General features: G+C 60.4%; 25 protein-coding genes. 12 read left to right on the forward strand and 13 right to left on the reverse strand.

Features of this window, described 5'->3' with window-relative positions; genetic code table 11:
- Nucleotides 1-8: 8 nt before the first annotated feature.
- From ACWKWE_RS22165 to ACWKWE_RS22180, 4 genes are all read right to left on the reverse strand, one after another.
- Nucleotides 9-1,973, reverse strand: a complete 1,965-nt coding sequence (locus tag ACWKWE_RS22165; protein WP_483851711.1) for an acyltransferase family protein — start codon at nt 1,971-1,973, stop codon at nt 9-11.
- 101 nt (nt 1,974-2,074) lie between these two features.
- Nucleotides 2,075-3,334 carry a transcription termination factor Rho gene (gene rho / locus ACWKWE_RS22170; RefSeq protein ID WP_110948772.1) on the reverse strand — a complete coding sequence of 420 codons (1,260 nt, stop codon included), beginning with the start codon at nt 3,332-3,334 and terminating at the stop codon, nt 2,075-2,077.
- A gap of 227 nt (nt 3,335-3,561) precedes the next feature.
- Nucleotides 3,562-3,891 (reverse strand): thioredoxin TrxA, encoded by a 330-nt coding sequence (gene trxA / locus ACWKWE_RS22175; RefSeq protein ID WP_166594126.1) that lies wholly within the window; start codon nt 3,889-3,891, stop codon nt 3,562-3,564.
- A 306-nt stretch (nt 3,892-4,197) separates the two neighbouring features.
- The gene (locus tag ACWKWE_RS22180; RefSeq protein ID WP_166594125.1) at nt 4,198-4,902 is read right to left on the reverse strand and encodes a FadR/GntR family transcriptional regulator; all 705 of its coding nucleotides are present in this window, start codon (nt 4,900-4,902) and stop codon (nt 4,198-4,200) included.
- Between the two features lie 266 nt (nt 4,903-5,168).
- On the opposite strand from ACWKWE_RS22180, the gene ACWKWE_RS22185 reads away from it, so the two are divergent.
- The 5 genes from ACWKWE_RS22185 (at nt 5,169) to ppx (ending at nt 9,793) form a co-directional block, all read left to right on the forward strand.
- On the forward strand, nt 5,169-5,954 hold the full coding sequence (locus tag ACWKWE_RS22185) for a transporter substrate-binding domain-containing protein (RefSeq protein ID WP_166594124.1): 786 nt from the start codon (nt 5,169-5,171) through the stop codon (nt 5,952-5,954).
- Nucleotides 5,955-5,994: 40 nt separating this feature from the next.
- Nucleotides 5,995-6,660, forward strand: a complete 666-nt coding sequence (locus ACWKWE_RS22190) for an amino acid ABC transporter permease (protein ID WP_166594123.1) — start codon at nt 5,995-5,997, stop codon at nt 6,658-6,660.
- Nucleotides 6,657-7,307 (forward strand): amino acid ABC transporter permease, encoded by a 651-nt coding sequence (locus tag ACWKWE_RS22195; RefSeq protein ID WP_178115704.1) that lies wholly within the window; start codon nt 6,657-6,659, stop codon nt 7,305-7,307. Before ACWKWE_RS22190 ends, ACWKWE_RS22195 begins: the two co-directional genes overlap by 4 nt.
- Nucleotides 7,294-8,028: an amino acid ABC transporter ATP-binding protein gene (locus ACWKWE_RS22200; RefSeq protein WP_166594121.1), complete on the forward strand. Its 735-nt coding sequence runs from the start codon at nt 7,294-7,296 to the stop codon at nt 8,026-8,028. Before ACWKWE_RS22195 ends, ACWKWE_RS22200 begins: the two co-directional genes overlap by 14 nt.
- A 262-nt stretch (nt 8,029-8,290) precedes the next feature.
- Nucleotides 8,291-9,793: an exopolyphosphatase gene (gene ppx / locus ACWKWE_RS22205; RefSeq protein WP_166594120.1), complete on the forward strand. Its 1,503-nt coding sequence runs from the start codon at nt 8,291-8,293 to the stop codon at nt 9,791-9,793.
- Here ppx and ppk1 read toward each other — a convergent pair.
- On the reverse strand, nt 9,780-12,002 hold the full coding sequence (ppk1, locus tag ACWKWE_RS22210; protein ID WP_166594119.1) for a polyphosphate kinase 1: 2,223 nt from the start codon (nt 12,000-12,002) through the stop codon (nt 9,780-9,782). The two genes, ppx and ppk1, sit on opposite strands and share 14 nt — an antisense overlap.
- Before the next feature lie 343 nt (nt 12,003-12,345).
- Here ppk1 and ACWKWE_RS22215 point away from each other — a divergent pair, with 343 nt between their 5' ends.
- Nucleotides 12,346-12,969 carry a DedA family protein gene (locus ACWKWE_RS22215; RefSeq protein WP_256665079.1) on the forward strand — a complete coding sequence of 208 codons (624 nt, stop codon included), beginning with the start codon at nt 12,346-12,348 and terminating at the stop codon, nt 12,967-12,969.
- Here the strand turns inward: ACWKWE_RS22215 and ACWKWE_RS22220 are convergent.
- Entirely contained in the window at nt 12,947-14,185 is a 1,239-nt protein-coding gene (locus ACWKWE_RS22220) for a sterol desaturase family protein (protein ID WP_483851712.1), read from the reverse strand. The two genes, ACWKWE_RS22215 and ACWKWE_RS22220, sit on opposite strands and share 23 nt — an antisense overlap.
- Before the next feature lie 188 nt (nt 14,186-14,373).
- Between ACWKWE_RS22220 and elbB the strand changes: the two genes are divergently transcribed.
- Entirely contained in the window at nt 14,374-15,051 is a 678-nt protein-coding gene (gene elbB, locus ACWKWE_RS22225) for an isoprenoid biosynthesis glyoxalase ElbB (protein WP_166594117.1), read from the forward strand.
- A 265-nt stretch (nt 15,052-15,316) separates the two neighbouring features.
- On the opposite strand, the gene ACWKWE_RS22230 is transcribed toward elbB, so the two are convergent.
- The 3 genes from ACWKWE_RS22230 to ACWKWE_RS22240 form a co-directional block, all read right to left on the reverse strand.
- On the reverse strand, nt 15,317-15,784 hold the full coding sequence (locus tag ACWKWE_RS22230) for a YaiI/YqxD family protein (RefSeq protein ID WP_166594116.1): 468 nt from the start codon (nt 15,782-15,784) through the stop codon (nt 15,317-15,319).
- A 36-nt stretch (nt 15,785-15,820) separates the two neighbouring features.
- Nucleotides 15,821-17,716, reverse strand: coding sequence for an FTR1 family protein (locus ACWKWE_RS22235; protein ID WP_483851713.1), 1,896 nt, complete (start codon nt 17,714-17,716; stop codon nt 15,821-15,823).
- Between the two features lie 78 nt (nt 17,717-17,794).
- Nucleotides 17,795-18,049 carry a hypothetical protein gene (locus ACWKWE_RS22240; protein WP_483851714.1) on the reverse strand — a complete coding sequence of 85 codons (255 nt, stop codon included), beginning with the start codon at nt 18,047-18,049 and terminating at the stop codon, nt 17,795-17,797.
- A 15-nt stretch (nt 18,050-18,064) separates the two neighbouring features.
- Between ACWKWE_RS22240 and ACWKWE_RS22245 the strand changes: the two genes are divergently transcribed.
- The 4 genes from ACWKWE_RS22245 to ACWKWE_RS22260 are packed head-to-tail and all read left to right on the forward strand — an operon-like array spanning nt 18,065 to nt 21,225.
- Entirely contained in the window at nt 18,065-19,468 is a 1,404-nt protein-coding gene (locus tag ACWKWE_RS22245) for a COG3014 family protein (RefSeq protein WP_483851715.1), read from the forward strand.
- 13 nt (nt 19,469-19,481) lie between these two features.
- A complete protein-coding gene (locus ACWKWE_RS22250; protein WP_166594112.1) occupies nt 19,482-19,853 on the forward strand; it encodes a YcfL family putative periplasmic lipoprotein in 372 nt (123 codons plus the stop codon).
- Between the two features lie 35 nt (nt 19,854-19,888).
- Nucleotides 19,889-20,479, forward strand: a complete 591-nt coding sequence (gene lpoB / locus ACWKWE_RS22255) for a penicillin-binding protein activator LpoB (RefSeq protein ID WP_483851716.1) — start codon at nt 19,889-19,891, stop codon at nt 20,477-20,479.
- A 2-nt stretch (nt 20,480-20,481) separates the two neighbouring features.
- Nucleotides 20,482-21,225, forward strand: coding sequence for a penicillin-binding protein activator LpoB (locus ACWKWE_RS22260; RefSeq protein WP_483851900.1), 744 nt, complete (start codon nt 20,482-20,484; stop codon nt 21,223-21,225).
- 133 nt (nt 21,226-21,358) lie between these two features.
- On the opposite strand, the gene ACWKWE_RS22265 is transcribed toward ACWKWE_RS22260, so the two are convergent.
- The 3 genes from ACWKWE_RS22265 to ACWKWE_RS22275 all read right to left on the reverse strand — a co-directional run bounded on the left by ACWKWE_RS22265 (nt 21,359) and on the right by ACWKWE_RS22275 (nt 24,620).
- Nucleotides 21,359-21,985 (reverse strand): LysE family transporter, encoded by a 627-nt coding sequence (locus ACWKWE_RS22265; RefSeq protein WP_401145683.1) that lies wholly within the window; start codon nt 21,983-21,985, stop codon nt 21,359-21,361.
- A gap of 119 nt (nt 21,986-22,104) precedes the next feature.
- On the reverse strand, nt 22,105-22,710 hold the full coding sequence (locus ACWKWE_RS22270; protein WP_166594109.1) for a mechanosensitive ion channel family protein: 606 nt from the start codon (nt 22,708-22,710) through the stop codon (nt 22,105-22,107).
- Nucleotides 22,710-24,620, reverse strand: a complete 1,911-nt coding sequence (locus ACWKWE_RS22275) for an ATP-binding cassette domain-containing protein (protein ID WP_166594108.1) — start codon at nt 24,618-24,620, stop codon at nt 22,710-22,712. The genes ACWKWE_RS22270 and ACWKWE_RS22275 overlap by 1 nt, the downstream gene beginning before the upstream one ends.
- A gap of 46 nt (nt 24,621-24,666) precedes the next feature.
- Between ACWKWE_RS22275 and ACWKWE_RS22280 the strand changes: the two genes are divergently transcribed.
- Nucleotides 24,667-25,134 carry a TIGR02444 family protein gene (locus tag ACWKWE_RS22280; RefSeq protein WP_166594107.1) on the forward strand — a complete coding sequence of 156 codons (468 nt, stop codon included), beginning with the start codon at nt 24,667-24,669 and terminating at the stop codon, nt 25,132-25,134.
- Here ACWKWE_RS22280 and ACWKWE_RS22285 read toward each other — a convergent pair.
- A complete protein-coding gene (locus ACWKWE_RS22285; RefSeq protein ID WP_483851717.1) occupies nt 25,131-26,252 on the reverse strand; it encodes an AlgP family protein in 1,122 nt (373 codons plus the stop codon). The genes ACWKWE_RS22280 and ACWKWE_RS22285 overlap by 4 nt on opposite strands.
- Between the last annotated feature and the right edge of the window lie 101 nt (nt 26,253-26,353).

A 26,353-nucleotide genomic window follows, 5' to 3' on the forward strand; every position in this document is an offset into this window, starting at 1 on the left:
ACGCGGATTCATCTGCCCTGAGCGGCGTTTTCGCTGAGATAAATCGGCGCCAGCAAAGGCTTCATGCGCTCACCGCCTTTATCCGACAGGTGATTTTCATCCATGTATTGCGAATAGCCGTCGAATTCGGCGCGACAAATCCCGCCGGGACACATCAAGGGCGCAGGGTCGAGGACGCGCACGTTCGGGTCCTGCTGGCTGAGCTCTGTAAACAGCGTGTTCAGAAACTGCTGGCGCGCCAGGTGCTCGGCGATGGGTCGTCCCAGTCGCTCGGCAGAACGCCCGACCATCGCCAGGCTCGCCAACCGCGCCACCGTGCCCTGCCGTTGCAGCGGGACTTCCTTGAAAATCCATACCCGCGCACCCGCGTCGCGCAGGCTGTGGACCATCGCGGTCAGGTCTTTGGCCACCTCCTGCTCGGCGACGGGGCGGCTGTCGTCCGGATACAGAACGTGCTGCATGTCGCCGTCCTCTTCGCCGTACAGATACAGGCTCCAACGTGCCGCCAGCACGACGTCGCGAATCTTGTGCTCGCGAATGGATTGCAGCGTAGCCTGATTGAAATCCTGACATTGCTGGCGGGTTTCATGCCCGAGGATCGGCAGGCAACCCGAAAGACTGGCGAGCCAGACCGGGATGCCGTAGCGATTAGCGTCAGCCTCAATGGCTGGCAGCAAAGCCGCCGCATGGCTGTCTCCCCACACGAGCTGCACTGGCGCGGTTTGCTCATTGCCTCCAAAGCGGCAGATTTTGCTCATGTCCGGGCTGTCGCGTTGCAACAGGCAGTCCATCTGCCCGCGCTGCCAGTCGCGGGCTTCGGCGTATTGCAGCGCTTGCCCTGAGACCCGTTTCGGCACCCCGTCGGTGGTGCGTATCAACTGGCCGGCCAAACCGATAATCAACAGCGTCGCCAAACCCGCAAACAAAACGGGCTTGCGCCCAGCCAACACCCGTTTTTCGCGAAACGGCAGCTCGACCAGACGCCAGCTCAGCCACGCCAGCACGAGCGTGAGCACGACCCACCCTGCGGCCTCAAGCGCCTGCATGCCGTCAATGGACACCGCATTCGCGTAGACAAATACCGGCCAGTGCCAGAGATACCAGGAATAGGAAATCAGCCCCACCCCAACCATCCCTTTCACGCTCAGCAACCGGCCGACGACGGTGGAGGCCTGTCCATTTGCCCAGATCATCGCCGTCGCACCAAGGACCGGATACAGCGCCGCCCATCCCGGAAACAGCGTGTATTTGTCGAAACCGAAAATCGCGTACAGCACCGCCAGCAGCCCCGCCAGGCTCACCGCCTCATACATCCAATGCGGCATCTTGCGATCCGAGACCGGAAGCACCGCCAGCATCGCGCCGCACAACAACTCCCACGCCCGCATCGGCAGCAGGAAAAACGCCTCATCAGGGTTGCGCTTGATCACCCAGACGTTAAGCGCGAACGACACCACCAACAGCCCGAACAGCATCCAGCGCCACTGCCGCAGGTAACGGGTCAACAAAACCATCAGCAGGGGAAACAGAATGTAGTACTGCTCCTCCACCGACAGGGACCAGGTGTGCAGCAGCGGTTTGAAATCGGAGGCGGGGTTGAAATACCCGTCCTGACGCATGAACAGGATGTTGGACGCGAACATCGCCTGATACCGGACGGCCCGGCCCAGTTGTGAATAGTCGTTGGCGGGCATCAGCACCCAGCCGACCAGCAAGGCGGCGAGCATCATGACGCTCAGGGCGGGAATGATGCGTCGGGCGCGGCGGGCCCAGAAATCCACAAAGCTGAAGCGCCCGGCGCTGATTTCCCGAAAGATGATCGAGGTGATCAGGAAGCCGGAGATCACGAAGAACACATCGACACCCACGAACCCGCCGCTGAACAGGCCAAACCCGAAGTGGTAAAGCACCACGGGAATGACGGCCAACGCGCGCAGTCCGTCGATGTCCCGACGATTGCCAAAGGTGTGCATGACGCTCCTTGTCCGCTTTCTTGTTAAAAAAAGTCAAAAAAAATGGTGCCCCAAAAGGACACCATTTTTCTACAGCCGTTCAGCGCGTGCCGTTGAGCGTGTTATTTACGCTTCATCGACAGGAAGAACTCATCGTTGGTCTTGGTCTGTTTCAGCTTGTCGACCAGGAACTCGATGGCAGCGACTTCGTCCATCGGGTGCAGCAGCTTGCGCAGAATCCACATGCGTTGCAGCTCGTCGTCAGCCGTCAGCAATTCTTCGCGGCGTGTGCCGGAACGGTTGATGTTGATGGCCGGGAAGACGCGCTTCTCGGCGATCTTACGATCCAGAGGCAGCTCCATGTTGCCGGTGCCTTTGAATTCTTCGTAGATCACTTCGTCCATTTTCGAACCGGTTTCAACCAGCGCGGTGGCGATGATGGTCAGCGAGCCGCCTTCTTCGATGTTACGAGCCGCACCGAAGAAGCGCTTTGGTTTTTCCAGCGCGTGGGCGTCAACACCACCGGTCAGTACCTTGCCGGAGCTCGGAATCACAGTGTTGTAGGCGCGAGCCAGACGGGTGATGGAGTCGAGCAGGATGACCACGTCTTTCTTGTGCTCGACCAGGCGCTTGGCCTTCTCGATCACCATTTCGGCGACTTGCACGTGACGGGTTGGCGGTTCGTCGAACGTCGAGGCAACCACTTCGCCGCGCACGGTGCGCTGCATTTCGGTCACTTCTTCCGGACGCTCATCGATCAGCAGAACGATGAGGTGAACTTCAGGGTTGTTACGGGTGATGTTAGACGCGATGTTCTGCAGCATGATGGTCTTGCCCGCTTTCGGCGGGGCAACGATCAGACCGCGTTGACCTTTGCCGATAGGGGCGCACAGGTCGATGACACGACCGGTGAGGTCTTCGGTGGAGCCGTTACCGGCTTCCATCTTCATGCGAATCGTCGGGAACAACGGCGTCAGGTTTTCGAACAGAATCTTGTTCTTCGCGTTTTCTGGACGGTCGAAGTTGATGGTGTCGACCTTGAGCAGTGCGAAGTAACGCTCGCCTTCCTTCGGCGGGCGGATCTTGCCAACGATGGTATCGCCCGTGCGAAGGTTGAAGCGGCGGATCTGGCTAGGCGAGACGTAGATGTCGTCTGGGCCCGCGAGGTAGGAAGCGTCTGCAGAGCGGAGGAAGCCGAAGCCGTCCTGGAGGATCTCCAGCACGCCATCACCCGAGATTTCCTCGCCGCTTTTAGCGTGCTTTTTCAGCAGGGAGAAGATCACATCCTGCTTGCGCGAACGGGCCATATTTTCTATGCCCATCTGTTCGGCCATTTCGAGCAGATCGGTAATAGGCTTTTGCTTGAGTTCAGTCAGGTTCATATAGGAATGACGTAATCGTGTATGAGGGGGAAATTAAGCTTTTGGCTTAATGAGGCCGCGCCGCAGAGAAGGCGACAGGATCGCGTACAAATCGAAAGGAGAGCGTCGGCGACGGCTAGCAGGGGGCAACGGAGAAGCCGTTGCGGGGCCGAATGTACCACTTGATTTTCGAAGCGTCTAGTACAACGCCAGAAAAAAGCCCCGCAATTTGCGGGGCCTTTGCGCCATCAGATGTTGGCGTCGAGGAACGCTTGCAACTGGGACTTGGACAGAGCGCCAACCTTGGTGGCAGCGACTTCGCCGTCCTTGAACAGCATCAGGGTCGGAATACCACGAACGCCGTGCTTGGCCGGGGTTTCCTGGTTTTCGTCGATGTTCAGCTTGGCAATGGTCAGTTTGCCTTCGTAGGTGCCAGCGATATCGTCCAGAACCGGGGCGATCATTTTGCAAGGGCCGCACCACTCAGCCCAGTAATCTACCAGCACAGGGCCTTGTGCCTTCAGGACATCGGCTTCGAAGCTCGCGTCGCTGACGTGTTTGATAAGGTCGCTACTCATGAGATTTCTCCGAGGTCATAGGCAAAAAAACGTGGACCATCATAACTGTGTCGGGTCGTGACAGGAAGGTAGAGGCGATTGTCTCTTGCTATGGGTTTGGATGACTAGCTTTATTGAAGTGACCCCCATCAGGTAGGAGCCGGCCCCGTTGGCGCGTGGGGCACGATCCCTGTGGGAGCGAATTCATTCGCGATTGGCCAGCGCATCCGACGGATCTCCATCGGTTGTGCCACCGCATCGCGAATGAATTCGCTCCCACAGGTCATGCGTTCGAATTCAAGACAAGCGCCCCGTTTGGGACCGAAATCAGGCCGAAGGCGCCACGAACACAATCCCCGTACGCAACGCAGCGCCTCTTATATGTTCCTGCATGGCCTTCTGCGCCGGGCCTGACGCATTGCGAGCGAGGGCGCGGAGAATCTTGCGGTGTTCCTGCCAGGTTTCCATCGCCCTGCCCGCGCGAATGAATGGCAGCTTCTGGCTCTCCAGAAAAATGTCGGCGCTGGCCGTAATGATCCCAAGAATCGCCTGATTGCCGCTCGCCACAAGAATCCGTCGGTGGAAATCGAAGTCCAGTTTGGCGGCGCCGTCGAAATCACCGGCCTTGAGTTCGAGGCGCATGGCTTCAACGTTATCCTCCAGGACATCGCGCTCATCTGCCGTCAGGGTCACAGCCGCCAGCCCTGCCGCAAAACCTTCGAGCGCGTAACGCAGCTGAAACGTCTCCGACGGCGAAGCGTGGGCCGCAAAAGGCCAGGAAAAACCACTCGTGCGCTGTTGTGGTTCAGAAATCGCCTGAACGAAAACCCCCTTGCCGGGCTGCACGCTGACCACACCTAACGCGCTCAACGACGACAGCGCCTCGCGCAACGAAGCGCGACTGACCCCCAGACGAACCGCGAGATCCCGCTGCGAGGGCAGGCTGTCGCCAGGGCCATAGCCTTGCTCGGCGATCAATTTGCGGATCGCCTGGAAGGCGGCTTCGGGTACTGCAATCGGGCTCGTGTGCATGGGTTTTCAGGCGCAATGACCGTGGAAAACCTTCTTTTATAGTCATCCCGCTGATTCGGCAAGTGACGCCCAAGTGAAGGGCGGCGAGGCTTTCAGGCGCGCCAAAGCGGGGCGACCCGGCGCCCAACTGTTCAGACCAGTTAGACCGGATCAGTGCGCCAGCCCTCATTCCACGGTCGCAAACGCAGCGATGGCATGGGCTGTGCACTGGCCCTTGAACATCACCCATGCATTGCCTTCACCCTTGTTCGATTCGGAGACGTCCCATGACCCAGCGTTACAGCGCTCTGCTTGCCGCCCTGTTTGCCAGCTTCCTGCTCGGCCAGGCCCCTGCCCACGCCAACGGGCTGGATGATGTGACCGCGCGCGGCACGCTGAAAGTCGCCGTACCGCAAGACTTCCCGCCCTTCGGTTCGGTAGGCCCGGACCTGAAACCACGCGGCCTGGACATCGACACCGCGCAATTGATCGCCGACCGGCTCAAGGTGAAGCTGGAACTCACCCCGGTGAACAGCACCAACCGCATCCCGTTCCTCACCACCGGCAAGGTCGATCTGGTGATCTCCAGCCTGGGCAAAAACCCGGATCGCGAGAAAGTCATCGACTTCTCCCGTGCCTATGCGCCGTTTTACCTCGCCGTGTTCGGTCCACCTGACGCTGCCATCAGCGGCGTGGACGACCTCAAAGGCAAAACCATCAGCGTGACCCGTGGCGCCATCGAAGACATCGAGCTGACTGCCGTGGCACCGAAAGAAGCCACCATCAAGCGTTTCGAAGACAACAACTCGACCATCGCCGCTTACCTCGCCAACCAGACCGACCTGATTGCCAGCGGCAACGTGGTGATGGTCGCGATCAGCGAAAAGAACCCGAAACGCATCCCGTCGCTGAAAGTGAAGCTCAAGGATTCGCCGGTCTACGTCGGCGTGAACAAGGGCCAGCCGGAGCTGTTGGCCAAGGTCAACGAGATTCTGGAAGCGGCGAAGCAAGATGGCGCGCTGGAGAAGAACTCGCAGACCTGGCTGAAACAGCCGTTGCCTGCCGATCTCTGATCGCCTCGCTTTAGTCACTGCGTCTGGTTGAGGTTTTCAGATGGCCTATAAGTTCGACTTCATTCCGGTCCTGCAAAACGCTGACCTGCTGCTGCGTGGGGCCTTGTTTACCCTTGAGCTGACGGCCATCGGCACTCTGCTGGGCGTCAGCGTCGGTATTGTCGGCGCCATCGTCAGGGCCTGGAAGATCCAGCCGTTCTCGGCCCTGTTTGGGGTCTACGTCGAGCTGATACGCAACACGCCGTTTCTGGTGCAGCTGTTCTTCATCTTCTTCGGCCTGCCGTCGCTGGGGGTGCAGATTTCCGAATGGCAAGCAGCGGTGCTGGCGATGGTGATCAACCTCGGGGCGTACTCGACCGAAATCATTCGCGCAGGCATTCAGGCGATTCCTCGTGGGCAGCTGGAAGCCTCAGCGGCACTGGCGATGACGCGCTTCGAGACGTTTCGCCATGTGGTGTTGATTCCGGCCTTGGGCAAGGTTTGGCCCGCGCTGAGCAGCCAGATCATCATCGTCATGCTCGGCTCGGCGGTCTGCTCTCAGATTGCGACGGAAGAATTGAGCTTCGCCGCGAACTTCATTCAGTCGCGCAACTTCCGCGCCTTCGAGACGTACATCATTACCACGCTGATCTACCTGTTCATGGCGCTGATGATTCGTCAGTTGCTGGGGTGGATCGGACGTCGCTACATCGCGAGGAGCCGCTGATGGATTTCACGCTATGGGACATCGTGCGCAACCTGCTCACAGGCCTGCAATGGACGCTGGCGCTGTCGCTGGTCGCGTTCATCGGCGGCGGCGTGATCGGCTTGCTGGTCATGACGATGCGCATTTCTGAAAAGGGTTTCTGGCGCAGGCTCGCCCGCTGCTACATCGAGCTGTTTCAGGGCACGCCGCTGCTCATGCAGCTGTTTCTGGTGTTTTTCGGTGTCGCGCTGATGGGTGTGGACATCTCGCCTTGGGTCGCGGCCGCCCTCGCGTTGACACTGTTTACGAGCGCGTACCTGGCTGAAATCTGGCGGGGCTGCGTGGAGTCGATTTCCAACGGTCAGTGGGAGGCGTCGGCAAGCCTGGCCCTCACCCCCTTCGAGCAACTGCGCTACGTGATTCTGCCCCAGGCGTTGCGCATCGCCGTGGCCCCGACCGTGGGCTTTTCGGTGCAAGTCGTCAAAGGCACAGCCGTGACGTCGATCATCGGTTTCACAGAACTTACGAAGACCGGCGGCATGCTCGCCAACGCCACGTTCCAGCCTTTCATGGTCTACGGCTTCGTCGCCCTGGGCTACTTCCTGCTGTGTTATCCGCTGTCGCTCAGCGCCCGTTATTTGGAAAGGAGACTTCATGCCTCTGCTTAGAATTTCTGCCCTGCACAAATACTACGGCGATCACCACGTGCTCAAAGGCATCGACCTCAGCGTCGAGGAAGGCCAGGTCGTGGCGATCATCGGCCGCAGCGGCTCGGGCAAAAGCACGTTGCTGCGCACGCTCAACGGGCTGGAATCGATCAACGACGGTGTGATCGAGGTCGATGGCGAATACCTCGACGCAGCGCGGGCCGACTTGCGCAGCCTGCGGCAGAAAGTCGGCATGGTGTTTCAGCAGTTCAACCTGTTCCCGCACCTGACCGTCGGCGAAAACGTGATGCTCGCGCCGCAGGTGGTGAAAAAGGTCTCCAAGGCTGAAGCGACGAAGCTCGCCAAGGAAATGCTGCATCGCGTCGGACTCGGGGAGAAATTCGACGCGTTCCCTGATCGTTTGTCGGGAGGCCAGCAGCAGCGCGTGGCAATTGCGCGGGCCTTGGCGATGTCGCCGAAAGTGCTGCTGTGCGATGAAATCACCTCGGCGCTGGACCCGGAGCTGGTGAATGAGGTGCTCAGCGTCGTGCGCGAGCTGGCGAAAGACGGCATGACGCTGATCATGGTGACCCACGAAATGCGTTTCGCTCGGGAAGTGGGCGACAAGCTGGTGTTCATGCATCAGGGCAAGGTGCATGAGGTGGGGGACCCGAAAGAGTTGATGGCCAATCCAAAAACACCGGAACTGGCGAATTTCATTGGGTCGGTGGAACACGCTTGAACATGTCGCTTGCCATCGACCTGTAAACGCGCATCTGTAGGAGTGAGCTTGCTCGCGATAGCGGGGGATCAGACAAAGCTGTGGTGGCTGATCACCGCTATCGCGAGCAAGCTCACTCCTACAGTTATGGCGGTGGAACGTAATGATCGTTCCCGCGTGAAGCGTGGGAACCATCACGTCACGCCCAACGCTTAAATGCGCGTTTGGCGGCAGTGATGGTTCGTGGCACGATGTCGGGGTTAACGACCGAGACCTTTTGACCATGTCGCCATCCACAGCCAAAAACCTCTCGCTGATCGCCGCGATCGACTTGGGCTCCAACAGCTTCCACATGGTGGTCGCCAAAGCGAATCAGGGTGAAATCCGCATTCTTGAGCGGCTCGGCGAGAAAGTGCAGTTGGCCGCCGGGATCGACGACGAGCGCAAGCTCAACGAAGAATCCATGCAGCGGGGGCTCGATTGCCTCAAGCGTTTTGCCCAACTGATCAACGGCATGCCACCGGGCGCCGTGCGGATCGTCGGCACCAACGCCCTGCGCGAAGCGCGCAATCGCAACGAATTCATCCACCGCGCCGAAGAAATCCTTGGCCACCCTGTCGAGGTCATTTCCGGCCGTGAAGAAGCGCGCCTGATCTACCTCGGCGTGTCCCACACCCTCGCCGACACACCGGGCAAACGCCTGGTGGCGGACATCGGTGGCGGCAGTACCGAATTCATCATCGGCCAGCGCTTCGAACCGTTGCTGCGCGAAAGCCTGCAAATGGGTTGCGTGAGCTTTACCCAGCGCTATTTCAAAGACGGCAAGATCACCCCGGCCCGTTATGCCCAGGCCTACACGGCCGCGCGGCTGGAGATCATGAGTATCGAGCACGCGTTGCATCGTCTGACGTGGGATGAGGCAATTGGCTCGTCCGGCACCATCCGCGCCATCGGCCTGGCCCTGAAAGCAGGCGGCCATGGCACCGGCGAAGTCAACGCCGAAGGCCTCGCCTGGCTCAAGCGCAAACTGATGAAGCTCGGCGAAGTGGACAAGATCGACTTCGACGGCCTCAAGCCCGATCGTCGCGCCATTTTTCCGGCCGGTCTGGCAATTCTCGAAGCGATCTTCGACGCTCTTGAACTGAAACGCATGGACCACTGCGAAGGCGCGCTGCGTGAAGGCGTGCTGTATGACCTGCTGGGCCGTCATCACCACGAAGACGTGCGCGAACGCACCCTCAGCTCGCTGATGGACCGTTATCACGTCGATCTGGAACAGGCCGCACGGGTCGAGCGCAAGGCGTTGTCAGCGCTGGAGCAGGTCGCCACGGCGTGGGAGCTGGAAGACGATCTGTATCGCGAGCTGCTCAGCTGGGCCGCCAAGGTGCATGAAGTGGGTCTGGACATCGCCCACTATCACTACCACAAGCACGGCGCGTACTTGATCGAGCACTCGGATCTGGCGGGTTTCTCGCGGGAAGACCAACAGATGCTCGCGCTGCTGGTGCGCGGCCATCGTCGGAACATTCCAAAGGACAAGTTCGCCGAATTTGGCGATGAAGGCGTGAAGCTGATTCGTCTGTGCGTGCTGCTACGCTTCGCGATCCTGTTCCACCACATTCGCGGCACCCAAGAGATGCCGCAACCTGTGCTGACCGCCAATGGCAACGACCTCGACATCCTGTTCCCGGATGGCTGGCTGGAAAACAACCAGCTGACTCAGGCCGACTTCGCGCTGGAAGCGGAGTGGCTGACCCGAGTCAACATCAACCTCAGCGTACGCTGAGGACCGGGTTGCTCAACTTCTCCAGAAGCGACGCCTGCACATTGCGGGCGTTCTGGTTGCCGGTTGGCGTGCTGCGAAGGTAGCGCCCGTCCGGCTGCAGCAGCCACGCGTGGGTGTTGTCGGTCAGATACCCCTCCAACTCCTTCTTCACGCGCAGAATCAGCTTCTTGCCTTCCACCGGGAAGCAGGTCTCGACGCGCTTGTCGAGGTTGCGTTCCATCCAGTCGGCGCTGGACAGGAACATCTGCTCGTCGCCGCCATTCAGGAAGTAGAACACGCGGGTGTGCTCCAGAAAGCGACCCACGATCGAGCGCACCTGAATGTTGTGCGACACGCCCGGAACCCCCGGACGCAGGCAGCACATGCCCCGCACCACGAGATCGATCTTCACGCCCATCTGGCTGGCTTTGTACAGCGCGCGGATGATCTTCGGATCAGTCAGCGAGTTGAACTTGGCGATGATGTGCGCAGGTTTGCCGTCGGTCGCGAACTGCGTCTCGCGGGCAATCATGTCGAGCATGCCCTTCTTGAGTGTGAACGGCGCGTGCAGCAACTTCTTCATGCGCAGCGTCTTGCCCATGCCAATCAACTGACTGAACAGTTTGCCGACGTCTTCGCACAAGGCGTCGTCGGAGGTCAGCAGGCTGTAGTCGGTGTACAGACGGGCGTTGCCCGCGTGGTAGTTACCAGTCCCGAGGTGGGCGTAACGCACGATCTCGCCCGCTTCGCGACGCAGGATCAGCATCATCTTCGCGTGGGTCTTGAAGCCGACCACACCGTAAATCACCACCGCACCGGCCGCCTGCAAGCGGCTGGCGAGTTGCAGGTTGGACTCTTCGTCGAACCGCGCGCGCAGCTCGATGACTGCCGTGACTTCCTTGCCGTTACGCGCGGCATCCACCAGCGCATCAACGATTTCCGAGTTGGCGCCACTGCGGTACAGCGTCTGACGCACAGCCAGAACGTGAGGATCTTTTGCGGCCTGACGCAGCAAATCCACCACCGGCGTGAAGGATTCGAATGGGTGCAACAGCAGAATGTCCTGCTTGCTGATCACGTTGAAGATGTTTTCGCTGTTCTGCAAAAGCTTTGGAATCGCCGGGGTGAACGGCAAGTATTGAAGCTCCGGATGGCTGTCCAGGCCGGTGATGCTGAACAGACGCGTCAGGTTCACCGGACCGTTGACCTGATACAGCTCGGTCTCGCTCAGGTTGAACTGCTTGAGCAGATAGTCGGACAGGTGTTTCGGGCAGGTGTCGGCCACTTCCAGACGCACCGCATCGCCGTAGCGACGGGAGAACAGCTCGCCACGCAGGGCGCGGGCCAAGTCTTCTACGTCCTCGGAGTCCAGCGCCAGGTCGGCGTTACGGGTCAGGCGGAACTGGTAGCAGCCCTTGACCTTCATGCCCTGGAACAGGTCATCGGCGTGGGCGTGGATCATCGACGACAGGAAAACGTAGTTGTCGCCCGGGCCGCCGACGTCTTCCGGCACCTTGATGATGCGCGGCAAGAGGCGCGGGGCCGGGATGATCGCCAGACCCGAATCGCGACCGAAGGCGTCGATGCCTTCCAGCTCGACGATGAAGTTCAGAGATTTGTTGACCAGCAACGGGAACGGGTGCGTCGGGTCGAGGCCGATCGGTGTGATGATCGGTGCGATTTCGTCGCGGAAATAACGACGGACCCACGTCTTCAGCTTGGTGGTCCAGTAACGACGACGGATGAAGCGCACCTGATGCTTTTCAAGCTCGGGCAACAGGATGTCGTTGAGGATGGCGTACTGGCGGTCCACGTGGCCGTGCACCAGCTCACTGATGCGCGCCAGCGCCTGATGAGGCTGCAAGCCATCGGCACCGGCCTGCTCACGGGCGAAGGTGATTTGTTTCTTGAGGCCCGCGACGCGGATTTCGAAGAATTCGTCCAGGTTGCTGGAGAAGATCAGCAGAAACTTGAGGCGTTCGAGCAGCGGGTAGGATTCATCCAGCGCCTGCTCAAGTACGCGAATATTGAACTGCAGCTGCGACAGCTCGCGGTGAATATAAAGGCTGCTGTCATCCAGGTTGGGGATCACGATCGCCGGGCTGGCAGGCTGCTGCGGCTCGACGGCGGGCAGCACCTCGATAGTCGGTTCGACCACGGCGGTGACTTCCGCAGAAGAGACTTCGGGTTCAAGTTCAATTGAGGCTTCGGTGCTTCCTTCGGTACTCATGAATAATCCTGTAAGGCTGTTGCCCTGTAACAGTTGGGCCGGGAGAACGGCCGAAGAGATCGATCTGTCGGTCCCTTCACGACAGAAGGGACGATCAGCGGCGCAGACCGGTCACACCGGATGCCTGCGGGCCCGAGCGCGCGGGCAAACGTGACAGTTATAAGCCAGCATTGTGACTGACACATGACAGCTAGATGTCCACCATACCGTGTGGGACTAAAACACGCTTCCTAGACGACAATTCTGCGTAAGTCGTAAGAAACTTTAACCTAGTGACACATTTCGACACTTTCCTGAATGTGTCCGGCGCGTTAGGCTGCGCGTTCATTTCGCCAGCACCCATATGATGCTCCAGCATTTTTTACAAGAATTTGGCTACTTCGCCCTTTTCCTCGGGACCTTTTTTGAAGGTGAGACCATTTTGGTTCTCGCTGGATTTCTCGCATTCCGAGGGTACATGGACATCAATCTGGTCGTGGTGGTTGCCTTCTTCGGCAGCTACGCAGGCGATCAGCTCTGGTATTTCATGGGGCGCAAGCATGGCCGCAAGCTTTTGGCACGCAAGCCGCGCTGGCAACTGCTGGGCGATCGCGCGCTGGAACATATTCGTCGGCACCCCGACATCTGGGTGCTGAGCTTCCGATTTGTCTACGGTTTGCGCACGGTGATGCCGGTGGCCATCGGCCTTTCCGGGTATCCGCCGGGACGTTACCTGCTGCTCAACGGCATCGGTGCTGCGGTCTGGGCGGCGGCGCTGGGCGCGGCGGCCTACAAATTCGGCGCGGTGCTTGAAGGTTTGCTGGGCAACGTCAAGAAATACGAGTTGTGGGTACTGGGCGCCCTGCTGGTGATTGGTGGCCTGCTTTGGATCAGACGTCGTATCAAAAACGCCCGTATTGCGCGCGAGGCCAAACTGGCGGTTTCAGCCGTGGCCCCCGTCGAGGTCAAGGACCGGCCAGACGAGTGAATCGACCCCGAGCGCAATACACAGCGATTGCGCTCAGCAGCGTGTAAGTCAGCAACACTGTCCAGCCCAACGCACTCGCGGGCCACAGGCCTACTGCCGGAGCCACCGCCATTAACGGCAGGTTCGCCACCAGCCTCACCCCTTCCAGCTTCAACGCCGCCGGCCGGTTTTCCAGTGCCGCGCCAAACACGAACAGCCCCAACGCCACCCATGACCAGCCGACGATCAGCGCAGCCCACGGCAACATGTCGCCGTTTGACAGCAGATAACTCCCCAGCAGCGTGTACAGCGAAAACTGTGCGCCGATGTACAGCTGCTGCGTCAGGCTCAACGGCACCTCGAATTTGCGGAATTGCACAAGGTCCGGCTTGCTGATCGGATATTTCCGCGCCACGTCCGCAGGCCGCCACCCGGTCGGCATGAACCAGATCCGCCATTTGTCCCACGTCGATTCGGCCCGTCGCGCATCCGCTGCCAATTGAGCATAGAACTGCACGTTCGCCCACAGCGGGTTCCAGCTTCTCAAAGGGGTTGTGACCCCGAAAATCGGCGGTTCCTCATCCAGCTCTTCCTGGAAGGTGCCGAACAGTCGGTCCCAAACAATGAACACCCCGCCGTAGTTGCGATCCATGTAGACACGGTTCTGCGCGTGGTGAGCGCGATGATTGGAAGGCGTCACGAAGAACCATTCGAACCAGCCCAGCTTGGGAATGTGCCGAGTGTGGACCCAGAATTGATAAAGCAGATTGAGCGAGGCGACCGCCACGAACACCACCAGCGGCACGCCGACCACGGCCAGCGGCAGATAGAAAATCCAGCTCAGCAGAAAGCCGGTGCTGGTCTGGCGCAAGGTGGTCGAGAGGTTGTAGTCCTCGCTCTGGTGATGCACAGAGTGCGCGGCCCAGAGGATGTTGCGCTCGTGCCCCATCCGATGAAGCCAGTAATAGCAGAAGTCGTAAAAGATGAAGGCGAACACCCAGACCCAGGCGCTCTCGGCAGACAGCCGCCACAAGGCCAGATGCTCCAGCGCAAAGGCGTAGGTCACCAGCCCCACGCCTTTGGTCAGCAGGCCCGTCGTCGTCGACAACACGCCCGTGCTGAGGCTGTTGATCGCATCGGCGACCCGGTAATTGTTGACCTTGCGCCAACGGTCGGCGACCAGCTCGACAGCGATCAGCACGAAGAAAAACGGCACTGCGTACAGAATGAAATTCATCGACGCCACCCGACAACGAAACCTCGAAGATTAGGCGTCACCACGGCAAAACCCTATGGCAACAGATGACAAATTAGTAGACATTTGAGGACATCGTTGGCGCGACGAGCCGCTCGTAAGCGCCAGGGAACACGACATCACCGGCGTACCCGGTCTAGCCCGGATCGCTCAAGAGAGGGAACACAGGCATGAGCAAAAAAGTGGCCGTCATTCTTTCCGGTTGCGGCGTCCAGGACGGCGCGGAAATTCACGAAAGCGTGCTCACCCTGCTGCGTCTGGATCAACGCGGCGCCGAGGTGAAGTGCTTCGCGCCAAACATCCCTCAGTACCACGTGATCAATCACCTCACTGGCGAAGAAATGCCCGAAACCCGCAATGTGTTGGTGGAATCAGCGCGCATCGTGCGGGGCGCCATTGAGGACATCCGTGAGGCGGACGTCACTGAGTTCGATGCGCTGATCATCCCGGGCGGCTTTGGCGCGGCGAAGAACCTGTCGAACTTCGCCTCAGAAGGGTCAGGCTGCAAGGTTCAAGCGGAAGTGCTGGCCATGGCAGAAGCCTTCGCCATGGCGGGCAAACCCATTGGATTGATCTGTGTGTCGCCCGCGTTGGCGGCCAAGATCTACGGCCCGGGCGTAACCTGCACCGTTGGCAATTGCCCCGAAACTGCCGCCAAAATCACCAAGATGGGTGGCCAGCACGAAGAATGCGACGTCACGGACATCGTTGAAGACAAGGCCCGCAAGCTGGTCAGCACCCCGGCGTACATGGTTGCCAAGTCGATTGGCGAAGCAGCGTCGGGGATCAACAAGCTGGTGGATCGGGTGTTGGAGTTGGTGCAGGAAAGTGAGGAAGTTTCGGCCTGATACACCGCTGGACCGAAACTTCAGGGGATTCAATCTGTGGGAGCGACGCACTCGCGAAGATGGGTCAGACCGCAGCGATGTGTCGCCTGCTCCGGCCAATCGCGAATAAATTCGCGCCTACAGGGAGTCCGTGTCTGCCGGACACGCTGCTATCACTGCTGACGCAAGACCTCTGTGGGAGCGAATTCATTCGCGAAAAATGTTCCAGGCATCAGGGATGTGTCGGATGTACCGGCCTTTCGCGAATGAATTCGGTCCCACAGCTTCAACCGCGTGCATTCCTCTCTCGCGTCAACCGGGTCAGAATCCGGTCCAGCGAATTGGCGAATGCCTGTTTCTCCCGATCACCATACGCCCCCTGCCCGCCTCCAGCCTGACCCTGCTCACGCAGGTCGGTGAACAGATTGCGCACCGCCAGTCGCTCACCCATGTTCTGCTCGTCGAATTCCTTGCCACGCGGGTCCAGCGCCGCAACGCCCTTTTTCACCAGCCGATCCGCCAGCGGCACGTCGCTGCAAATCACCAGTTCGCCCGGCGCTGCATGCTCGACCAGGTAATCGTCAGCCGCATCAGGGCCGCTGGGCACCACGATCAGCTTGACCAGCGCGAACGCAGGCCGAGGCACCGCTTGCCCCGCCACCAGCACGACCTCGAACTGGCGCTTGAGGGCGAATTTGACCACTTGATCCCTGGCCGCTTTCGGACAGGCATCGGCATCGATCCAGACGCGCATGTTAGAACTCCATCAATCTGCCGTTGTAGGAGTGGGTTACGCCGCTTCGATCCGACGCTTCTCCGCCCACCGGCTGCGACCATACAGCACCGCAATCGCCAGCAACGCAACCGCCTGCGCGCCCAACGAATACGCATCGGCGTGAATGCCCAACCAATCGAACTCGAAGAACGGCACGGGCCGCGTGCCAAAGATGCCAGCCTCTTGCAGCGCCTTGACGCCATGCCCGGCGAACACCACCGACAACGCGCACAGCAGCGCAGCGTTGATACCGAAGAACATCGCCAACGGCAGTTTCGCCGAGCCGCGCAGAATCACCCACGCAAGGCCCACCAACAGCACCAGCGCCGTGGCACCGCCAGCCAGCACGGCGTTATGCCCGGCGGGACCTGCCTGCAGCCACAACGTCTCGTAGAACAGAATCACCTCGAACAGCTCGCGATACACCGAGAAGAATGCCAGCACTGCGAAGCCGAACCGACCGCCACCGCCCACAAGGCTGCTCTTGATGTAGTCCTGCCACGCCGCCGCGTGACGACGGTCGTGCATCCACACGCCCAGCCACAGCACCATGACGCTGGCGAACAGCGCCGTCGCGCCTTCCAGCAATTCCCGCTGCGAACCGCTGACATCGATCACGTACGCTGCCAGCGCCCACGTTCCCAAGCCTGCCAGCAGCGCCAAACCCCAACCCACGTTGACGCTGCGCACCGCCGATTGCTGGCCGGTGTTGCGCAGGAACGCCAGGATCGCCGCCAGCACCAGAATCGCTTCCAGCCCTTCGCGCAACAGAATCAAGAGGCCCGATATGAAACTCAGGGACGTGCTGAGGCCATCGCTGCCAAGCAGATCGGCAGATACTTTGAGTTTTGCCTTCGCCGCCGCCAGTTTCTCAGCCGCTTCTGCAGCGGGCAGCCCGTCCTGCAACGACTGACGGTAGGCCATCAGCGCCTTCTCGGTGTCCTTGCGCACCGTGGCGTCGACGTTGTCCAGCGAGCTTTCGACCAACTCGAAGCCTTCCAGATACGCCGCCACCGACAGGTCATAGGCCTGCTCGCGATCACCGGCCTGGTACGCCGCCAGGCTCTTGTCCAGCGTCGAGCTGGTGTAATCGAGCAGTTGCGAGGGACCCCGCTGGACCTGCGGTGGCTGGGCACGCTGGGCGCGGAAAGCCGCAGCGGCTTTCGGGCCCTCCACAACCAGCACTTCTGTCGGAGTCTGGCGGGCCAGATCCGCGAGGTTGAACGTCTTGACCGCTTCGGATTTGGGGTCGGCCGTGAAGCTTGCGATGTAGGTCGCCACATCCCAGCGCTGACGGTCATCCAGTTGGTCGGCGAACGACGGCATGTCCGTGCCTTCGATGCCCAGGCCCAACGTGCTGTAGACGTCATACAGGCTCAGGCGATCAAACCGCGACGCATCACGCATGTTCGCAGGGGGTGGCGACATGCCGACAGCCGCAGGACCATCACCCGCTCCCGCATTACCGTGACAGACCGAGCAATACTGCGCGTACAGCGGCGCACCGCGTGTCGCGTCTGGGGTGATGATCGGTGCCTGGCTCACTTCGTACGCCACGGCCAGCTTCGCCCCCAACTGCCGCGCTTGATGCGCGACCTGCGCGCCATCGTCCTTTTGCTCGACAGCCGACAGCAGCGCCTTCGCGCCTTGCGTGAGTTCGGCACGCTCCGGCCGCTCGGGCAAGCCCGCGATCAAACCCTGAACAGCGCCGAGAAATTCGAGTTGCTCCCGATATTCAGCCTCGTCGATCACCTTGCCGTCCGCCACCGTCGCCGGGTAGTCGGCGCTGACGTAGTTGAACAGGTGAAGGGCTTGCGCGGCGCCATCAACGGAATCCGCGCGAGCGGTCACGCTGAGCAGGATCAGCAGCGCCAGACCCAAGCCAGCCATGAAACGTGAAGGGGAAAACATGAGTGGATCTCAAACAGGAATGCGAAGGGTTGTCATTGTTCATGTTGAGAGACTTGCACTCAAGTTTTACGGCATCTTTCACGCCGTTTTTTGCAGGCCAAGCTGCGACGCATCAATTTTTTTCGAAAACAGCGCGGCATAGAGGCTGTGTAAGACGTGTCCGAAAATCCCGTGCGCCATCAAAAAGCCATTGTTTAAAGCGTCTCGGTCCTTATAATCCCCCGCCGCCGCTTCTTGGCACACAGCTATCGCTTGATGGCTGGCCCCGCTGGAAGCCCCCGCTCTCAAAAAAGGAATTGCACAGCCGAGCGTCATGGAAACCGGCTGGCTCACTCAAGGACAGATTCGATGTGCTCTCGCGCCCTCGGCACACTGGTGCTGATCATTGCCGCGCAACTGACCGGCTGCGCTGCGTTTCGCAGCTATGACACCGAGCTGCAGCAGACCAATCAGCAGCTTGCCAGCGGCAACGTCGATGGCGCCCTGCTATTGCTGGAAAAACACAACACCGGGGACGACAAGGACCTTCTCTACTACTTCGAGAAAGGCGAACTGCTGCGCTCCAAAGGCGATCTCGCGGGTAGCCAGCTGGCGTGGGGCCGCGCTGACCAGACCGTCATCGCCTGGGAAGACGCCGTCAAGCTGGACAGCGGCAAATATCTGGCGCAGTTCGGCAGCTACCTGGTGAACGACAAAGTGCGGCGCTACCAAGGCTACGACTACGAAAAAGTCATGCTGACCACGCAAATGGCACTGAACCGGCTGGCGGAAAACGACTTCGATGGCGCCCGCACTGACATCAAGCGAACCCACGAGCGCGAAGCCGTGATCGCCGAACTGCGCGACAAACAGTACCTCAAGAGCGAAGACGACGCCCGAAGCCAAGGCATGGCGTTTCAGTACAAAGACCTCAAGGGCTATCCGGTCGAAACCCTCGACGCGCCGGAAGTCATAAACCTGAAGAACAGCTATCAGAGCGCCTTCAGCCACTACCTTGCCGGTTTCGTGTACGAAGCGCTGGGCGAAAAAGACTTGGCAGCGCCAGGCTATCGTCAGGCGGCCGAGCTACGTCCCAACACACCGCTGTTGGATCAGGCCCTGATGGACCTCGATGCCGCTGGCAGCAAAAACACCGCCACCGACGGCAGTGATGTGTTGCTGGTGGTGCAGACCGGCCTCGCACCTGCGCGTGACTCTATTCGTATCCCGCTTCCATTGCCGATCGACAACAATCTGGTCATCACCACCCTGTCGTTTCCAGTCGTCAAAGCCGACAACTCGACGCCGCTCTTCAATCAGGTCGGCGTGGACGGTCAGCCCGTCAACCTGACGTCGCTCAACAGCACCACCGCCATGTCCCGCCGCGCCCTGCGTGACGACATGCCGGGCATTTTGCTGCGCACCACCGTGCGGGCCATCAGCCGGGGTGTCGCGCAGAAGAAGCTCAACGAAGTCAATCCGCTAGCAGGGTTGGCCGTCGGCATCGCGTCCGCCGTCACGGAAGGTGCCGACACCCGCACCTGGCGCACCTTACCGGACCACACCCTGGTGGCACGCATGCGCCTCAAACCGGGGGCGCACGAGGTGACTTTGCCCTCTTCGCTGGGCGGTACTCATGTGCAACTCAACATCGACCGCCCTTACCAAGTGGTCACCCTGCGTGCCATCGGCAATCAGGTGTTCACCAGCGGCCTGGCCGCGCAGGTGATCCCGTCGACCCTGCCGCAAGCCGTGGCCCTCAACACCCCTTGAACGGAGACACAACATGCTTCGCAAGATCTGCGCCCTGATGGCCCTGGCGTTGCTCGCCGGTTGCGCCACCCCGCCGCCACCCGCCCCGGGCAGCGCCGCCAGCAAGGTGGTCGCCTTGGGTGACCTGAAAAACATCGACATCGGGCCAATGCGGGTCGCCCGTGAAAACGGCTTCCTGACCGTCAATGTCTCGCTGAACAACACCAGCCGCTACAACAAGACGATGTACTACCGCTTCGCCTGGCTGGGTAATGACGGCTTCCCGGTCGCTGAGCCCGAGACCTGGAAAAGCCTGACGCTGTATGGCTCGCAGAGCAGTTTCCTCCCCGCCATCGCGCCCGTGCCCAGGGCCACGGACTTCCGCCTCGAAGTCAAAACCCCTTGATGCCCCTTATTCGCTCAGCAAAAGAGACCCCTTTCATGCCATTCATTCGCCTTTCCCTGCTCGCTGCCGTCGCCCTGCTGGCCACCGGCTGCGCCAACAACTCGCCCAAGTTGGGCAGCAAGAACATCAGCTACGGCGACACCAAGGCTGTTGAAACCGTGACCAACGAATTCGGCTCCACCGACCTGCAAATGATTGCAGAGAGCATGACCCGCTCACTGGCGCAGTCCGGCACTTTGCAGGGGCGCCCGGTGGTGCAGGTCTATGACGTGAAGAACAAGACCAGCGAATACATCGACACGCGGGAAATCACCACGTCGATCAAGACCCAGCTCATGAAGTCCGGCACCGCGCGTTTCGCCAGCGACAACACCGACATGCAGAGCCAGGTCGATCAACTGAAGCTGCAAAACCAGAGTGGCCTGTACAAACAGTCCACGGTCAGCAAAACCGGCAACATGGTCGCGGCCAAATACCGCCTTGAAGGCTCGATCAGCTCCATCGTCAAGCGCAGCAGCGACTACAAAGACGTCTTCTACAAATTCAGCCTGCAATTGATCGATGTCGAAAGCGGTCTGGCCGAGTGGATGGACGAGAAAGAAATCCGCAAGACTACGGAGCGCTGATGATGCGTGCATGGATCGGCATTTTGGGTCTGGTGTGCGCGTTCGGCGCCCAGGCCGCACCGAAAATCGCGGTCACCGATCTGGCGTTCGAGCAACAGGTGGAGGAATACATCCACACGGTGTCGGCGCAGACCAACGTTCAGGTCAATCGCTACGGTGCCAGCGGCTCGTCGAGCTACAACGAATACGAAGCACGCACCACGTACATCGAACAAAGCGAGCTGCGAAAATTCAGCGGCGACATCAAGGGCGAGATTCTCAAGTCCGGGATGTTCCAGCTGGTGCAGGGCACGCCTTACACCGCCAGTGCGAAGGAAGACGTGTACGACGTGATCAAGCGCATCAAGAATGGCAACTTCAAAGGGGCTGACTACGTGCTGTTCGGCACCGTGTCAGACATCGACTTCCGTCAGGACGTTAACGAAATCGCCAACACCAACGTCCACTCTGCGGTGCTGGGCCTCACGCTGGTGGGCGACTTCAGCCTGATCAACACTCGCACCTTCGAAATCACCTCGGCGTTTACGGCGATGGGCGAAGGCCAGGACACCAAGCTGGTGAATGGCAATGACGTACGCGTCACGCCGAATCGGGGTCGGGTGGTGAAGGAAGTGTCGAAGTCCATCGGACTGGATGTAGCGCGACAGCTGCGAGAGCAACTCCGGGGAGAGATCGAGTATTCGCAAGAGCAGCCTGCGCCTCGGAACAATCTGCCGCGAGATGAAGCGCCGAAGATTTTACGTTGAGCTTAAAGGCCTCCGCAAATCAACTGTGGGAGCGAATTCATTCGCGATGCGGCGGTACATCCAATCGATCTCTTTCGGATGTTCCGGCCTCTCGCGAATGAATTCGCTCCCACAGGTCCTTCATGATCCAACGTTACGCGCGATGCAACGTCGCGAGAAACGCCGCCGCACTCACGAACAATCCGGCAAACGTGCGGTTCATCCGGCGCTGTTGCTTCGGCGTCTTTAGCGCGCGCAGCACTTTCGACGCCAGCCCGGTGTAGCCCGCCATCACGATCAAATCCACGGTGACCATCGTCACGCCAATCGTCAGGTACTGCGGCAGCAACGGCAGGTGGGTGTCGATGAACTGCGGCAGGATCGCGAGCATGAATACCAGCGCCTTGGGGTTGCTGATGTTCACCAGAAAGCCACGGGTGACCAACGCCAGCGGCTTGCCGATCGGGCGGATGGCTGCATCGTCAGACAAATCGCTCGGCAGGGCGCGCCACTGTTTGACGCCGAGGTACACGAGGTACGCGACACCAAACCATTTGATCAGCGTAAACGCCAATGCCGACGTCGCCAGCACGGCGCCGAGGCCCGCGGCAACAATCGCGATCTGGACGATCAACGCGAGTTGCAGGCCGAGCGCGTTCCAGTAACCGCGCCAGAATCCGTATTGAAGACCGCTGGACATTGATGCAATGGCACCGGCACCCGGAGAAAGACTGATGACCCAACAGGCGGCGAAAAAGGCCAACCACGTTTCGAGCGACATGACGCACCTCTGGCAGAACGGAAACTCCGTCTAACCTAGTGTTTACGCGGCCCAAAGACCAATGATTTCTAACTGTTACGCCAGATTCACGAATAGCTGTTTTGCACGCAGCTGTGAGGCTATTTCGGCGCGGGGCCGTCGCTTGAGCGCTTTTCGCCAGAGATGATCGCCATGCCGTCGTTGCCCCGCCAGCGGCGGATCGACTTCTGAAAGAACTGGCTGTTAGGCACCTGCACCAATGTGCCGCCCAACTCGGCGGGCTCGACCAGTGTGGTGAACATCAGGTTGATGGCTGTCACGCGGCCTTTGATGCCGGGCTTGTCGGTGGTGTCCACCAGTTCGACCACGTCGCCAATGCGAAACGGCCCCATGGTGAAGATGAACACCGCACACAGCAGGTTCGACAGCACGCTCCACATGGCAAAGAACGCCACAGCTGCCACGGCCACGAACCCCGAAAGCGCCGCCCACAACACCGAAGCCGAAACACCGAGACGGCCGAGGACAGCCACGAAAGCCGTGCCCATGATCAACCAGCGCAACCCGCCGCGAACCATCACCAAAAGCTCGGGCGGCAGCAGCGGATAACGCTCGGCCATCCGGGTCAGGAAACGCGCGACGAATCGTTGCAAGGTGTAGCCGATCAGCAGGATCAACAGAATCTGCAAGCCAATCAGGATCGGCTCGATCCAGTACGCCGGAACCGGTAGCGCCAACGCCTCCATCAGGACAACGCTTCCAGCTCGGCCTGCATCGATTCCAACAGCTCCAAGGCTTCCATCCACGCCTCTTCCAGCTCGGATTCGCGGGTTTTCAGCTTGGCCTGGTCGGCCAGCAAATCACGCAGTTTGTCCTTGTTGGCCGCTTCGTAGATCGCGCTGTCGCCAAGGGCCGCTTCGATTTTCGCCAGTTTTTCGTGGACCGTGCCGAGTTCCTTTTCCAGCTTCTCGGCTTCGCGTTTGTGCGGGGCGAGTTGCTGACGCAGCGCCGCAGCCTGCTGCCGCTGGGCCTTCTTGTCGGTCTTGTCGGCGTTGGCCGGGGTGTTGCTGACCGGCGCGTTGCGCTGACGGTAATCGGCAAGCCAGCGAGTGTAGTCGTCCAGATCGCCGTCGAATTCTTCGACCACGCCATCAGCGACCAACAGGAAATTGTCGGTCGTGCTTTTGAGCAAATGACGATCGTGAGAAACCACCAGTACCGCGCCGCTGAATTCCTGCAACGCCATGGTCAGGGCCAGGCGCATTTCCAGATCCAGGTGGTTGGTCGGTTCATCGAGCAGCAGCAGGTTCGGTTTGTCCCAGGCAATCAGGGCCAACGCCAGACGAGCCTTCTCGCCGCCGGAAAAATTCAGCACCGGCTCTTCCAGACGCGCACCACGGAAGTCGAAGCCACCGAGGAAATCGCGCAGCGTCTGCTCGCGCTCGGTCGGCGCGATGCGCTGCAAATGCAGCAACGGACTGGCCTTGGCGTCGAGGGAATCGAGCTGGTGTTGCGCGAAGTAGCCAACGACCGTGTTTTCGCCCCTCACCAAGCGCCCGCTCAACGGCTCAAGCTCGCCGGAGAGGTTTTTGATCAGGGTGGATTTACCGGCACCGTTCGGGCCGAGCAGACCGATCCGCGCTCCCGGCGTCAGTTGCAGTTTGACCTTCTGCAGCACGGCTTTGTCGCCGTAGCCCAGACGTGCGTCAGACAGGTCCAGCAGCGGGCTGGAAATCTTGTCGGACTCGCGGAAAACGAAGTTGAACGGCGAATCGACGTGGGCGGCCGACAGCTCTTCCATCCGCTCCAGTGCCTTGATCCGGCTCTGCGCCTGCCGGGCTTTGGTGGCTTGCGCCTTGAAGCGGGCGATGTACTTTTCCATGTGCGCACGCTGCGCCTGCTGCTTCTCGTAGGCCTGCTGCTGCTGTGCCAGGCGTTCGGCGCGGGCACGTTCGAATGCGCTGTAACCGCCGCGATAGAGCGTGATCTTTTTCTGGTCGACGTGAGCGATCTGATCGACCACGGCGTCGAGGAAATCCCGGTCGTGGGAAATCAGCAGCAGCGTGCCCGGATAACCCTTGAGCCAGTCTTCTAGCCAGAGAATGGCGTCGAGGTCCAAGTGGTTAGTCGGTTCGTCGAGCAACAGCAGGTCGGACGGGCACATCAGGGCCTGCGCAAGGTTCAGACGCATCCGCCAGCCACCGGAGAAACTGCCGACCTGACGCTCCATCTGCTCGTTGGTGAAGCCCAGGCCCGCGAGCAATTTGCGGGCACGAGCGTCGGCGGTGTAGCCATCGGCGCTGTCGAGCTCCGAGTGCAGACGTGCTTGAGCCGCACCGTCGTGAGCCGCTTCGGCCGCCGCCAGGTCATGCTGCACCTGACGCAGGCGCAGGTCGCCATCGAGCACGTAGTCCACTGCCAGACGTTCGAGGGTATCGACCTCCTGGCGCATGTGCGCGATGCGCCAATCGGCGGGCAGCGAGCAGTCGCCGTTGTCGGGGGTCAGTTCACCCCGCAGTAAGGCGAACAGGCTGGATTTGCCGGCGCCATTGGCACCGATCAGGCCGGCTTTCTGGCCAGCGTGCAGGGTCAGCTCGGCGTCTTCTAGCAGACGTTGCGGACCACGCTGTAAGGTAAGGCTTTGAAGTCTGATCATAATGGCGGCGGAGTCTACCAGCTTCGTCCAAAACAGGTAGATGACTATGCCTTCCGACCTTTGGAGTTTCACCCTCGATTTCTATGCCCGACCGGGCGTCGAGCAGGCGTGTCTGGCGCTGCAGGCCAGGGGCGGCAACGTCTGCGCCTTGCTGTGTGGCGTCTGGCTGGATCAGCGCAACATCTCGTTCAATCCGCAACGGGCAGAAGAAATCAGACAGTTGGCGACGCCTTGGCACGACCAGGTCGTTGGGCCGCTACGGTCTGTGCGCACGCAATGGAAAGCCGCCGCAGTGACGGACGAAGAACTCAGTGCGCTGCGGGAACGTGTGAAGGGGTTGGAGCTGGATGCCGAGCGGGAATTGCTGGTGCGATTGCAGCGGCTGATTCAGGACTGGCCTGAGCATGACGCAGAGCACGCTGCTGTCTGGCTGAATGCGCTCGCAGGTGACGCTGGAAAAGAAGCTCCCGACGCGCTGCACGTGCTGCAACGCGTCGGGGAGGATCTTACTTAGGACGCGCTGTTCGACGTCGAACCGGTCGCTGGCGTAGCCGCTGGCGCGGTCGGCGCAGCAGGGGCGGCTGGCGTGGTCGAAGCGGACGTTGCCGGAGCCGAAGTCGCAGGCTTCGCAGCCGCTGCCGGAGTGGCAGGCTTGGCCGCTGGTTTCGCAGCAGGCTTGGCGGCGGCAGGTTTGGCCGCTGGCTTCACGGCTGGTTTTGCAGCCGCTGGTTTGGCGACAGCGGGCTTGGCAGCGGCGGGCTTAGCGGCCGGTTTGGCAGCAGCAGCCGCTGGCTTGGCGGCAGGCTTGGCGGCGGCAGTTTTTGCAGCTGGAGCTTTAGCCGCTGGCTTGGCAGCAGCGGTCGCAGGTTTGGCAGCAGGTTTTGCGGCTGCAGTTTTAGCAGGCGCCTTCGCAGCGGCAGGTGCTTTCGCGGCGGGTTTTGCAGCAGGTTTGCTCGCAGCCTTGGCAGCTGGCTTAGCCGCTGGCTTGGCAGCAACCGGCGCTTTGGCGGCAGCCGGTTTAGCGGCGGCGGTTTTCGCAGCTGGCTTCGCAGCGGCAGCTTTCACAGACGCTTTGGCTGCGGCAGGCTTGGCAGCAGTGGTTTTCGCAGCGGGCTTGGCAGCGGCGGCTGGTTTGGCAGCGGCCTTGGCAAGCGCTTTCGCCGGAGCTTTCGCGGCAGGTTTGGCAGCCGCTTTAGCAACTGGCTTGGTCGCTTTGGCAGGTGCCTTGGCTGCACGATCGCTCAGTGCTTTGCCTACCGCTTCCTTCACACGACCCACGCCTTGCGCCAGCTTGAGGCTTTCCTGGGCATCGCGTTTGAGGTTGAGAATGTAGGCGCGCGTTTCGGTCTGACGATCTTTCAACGCGTCGAGCAGAGCTTCGAGCTCCGCGACGCCGCCCTTCGCCTTGGTTTGCGCCTTGGCTTTGCCAGCGGCAGCGGCGTCCTGCAATTTGATGCGGGACTTGTGCAGTTTTTCCTGCGCCTTGCCGCGTTGTTTCTCAAGCTTGGCGAGCAACTTCTCGGCATCAGCCAACGCTGTGGAACAGGCATCTTCAAGGTGTTCGAGCAAGCTGCTCGAAAGCTGTTGGAGCAAATGCAACGGAGTGTTTACTGGCTTCTTGGTGGCCGACATGACTTACCTCCTGGCTGATTTGAATGCGGCTCATACTAGACCTCTGCCCGCACCGCCGCTAGGGCATCTTGACACTACAAATCGGGCTCTGTTGCAGTTCG

The sequence above is a fragment of the Pseudomonas salicis genome (assembly GCF_057128705.1).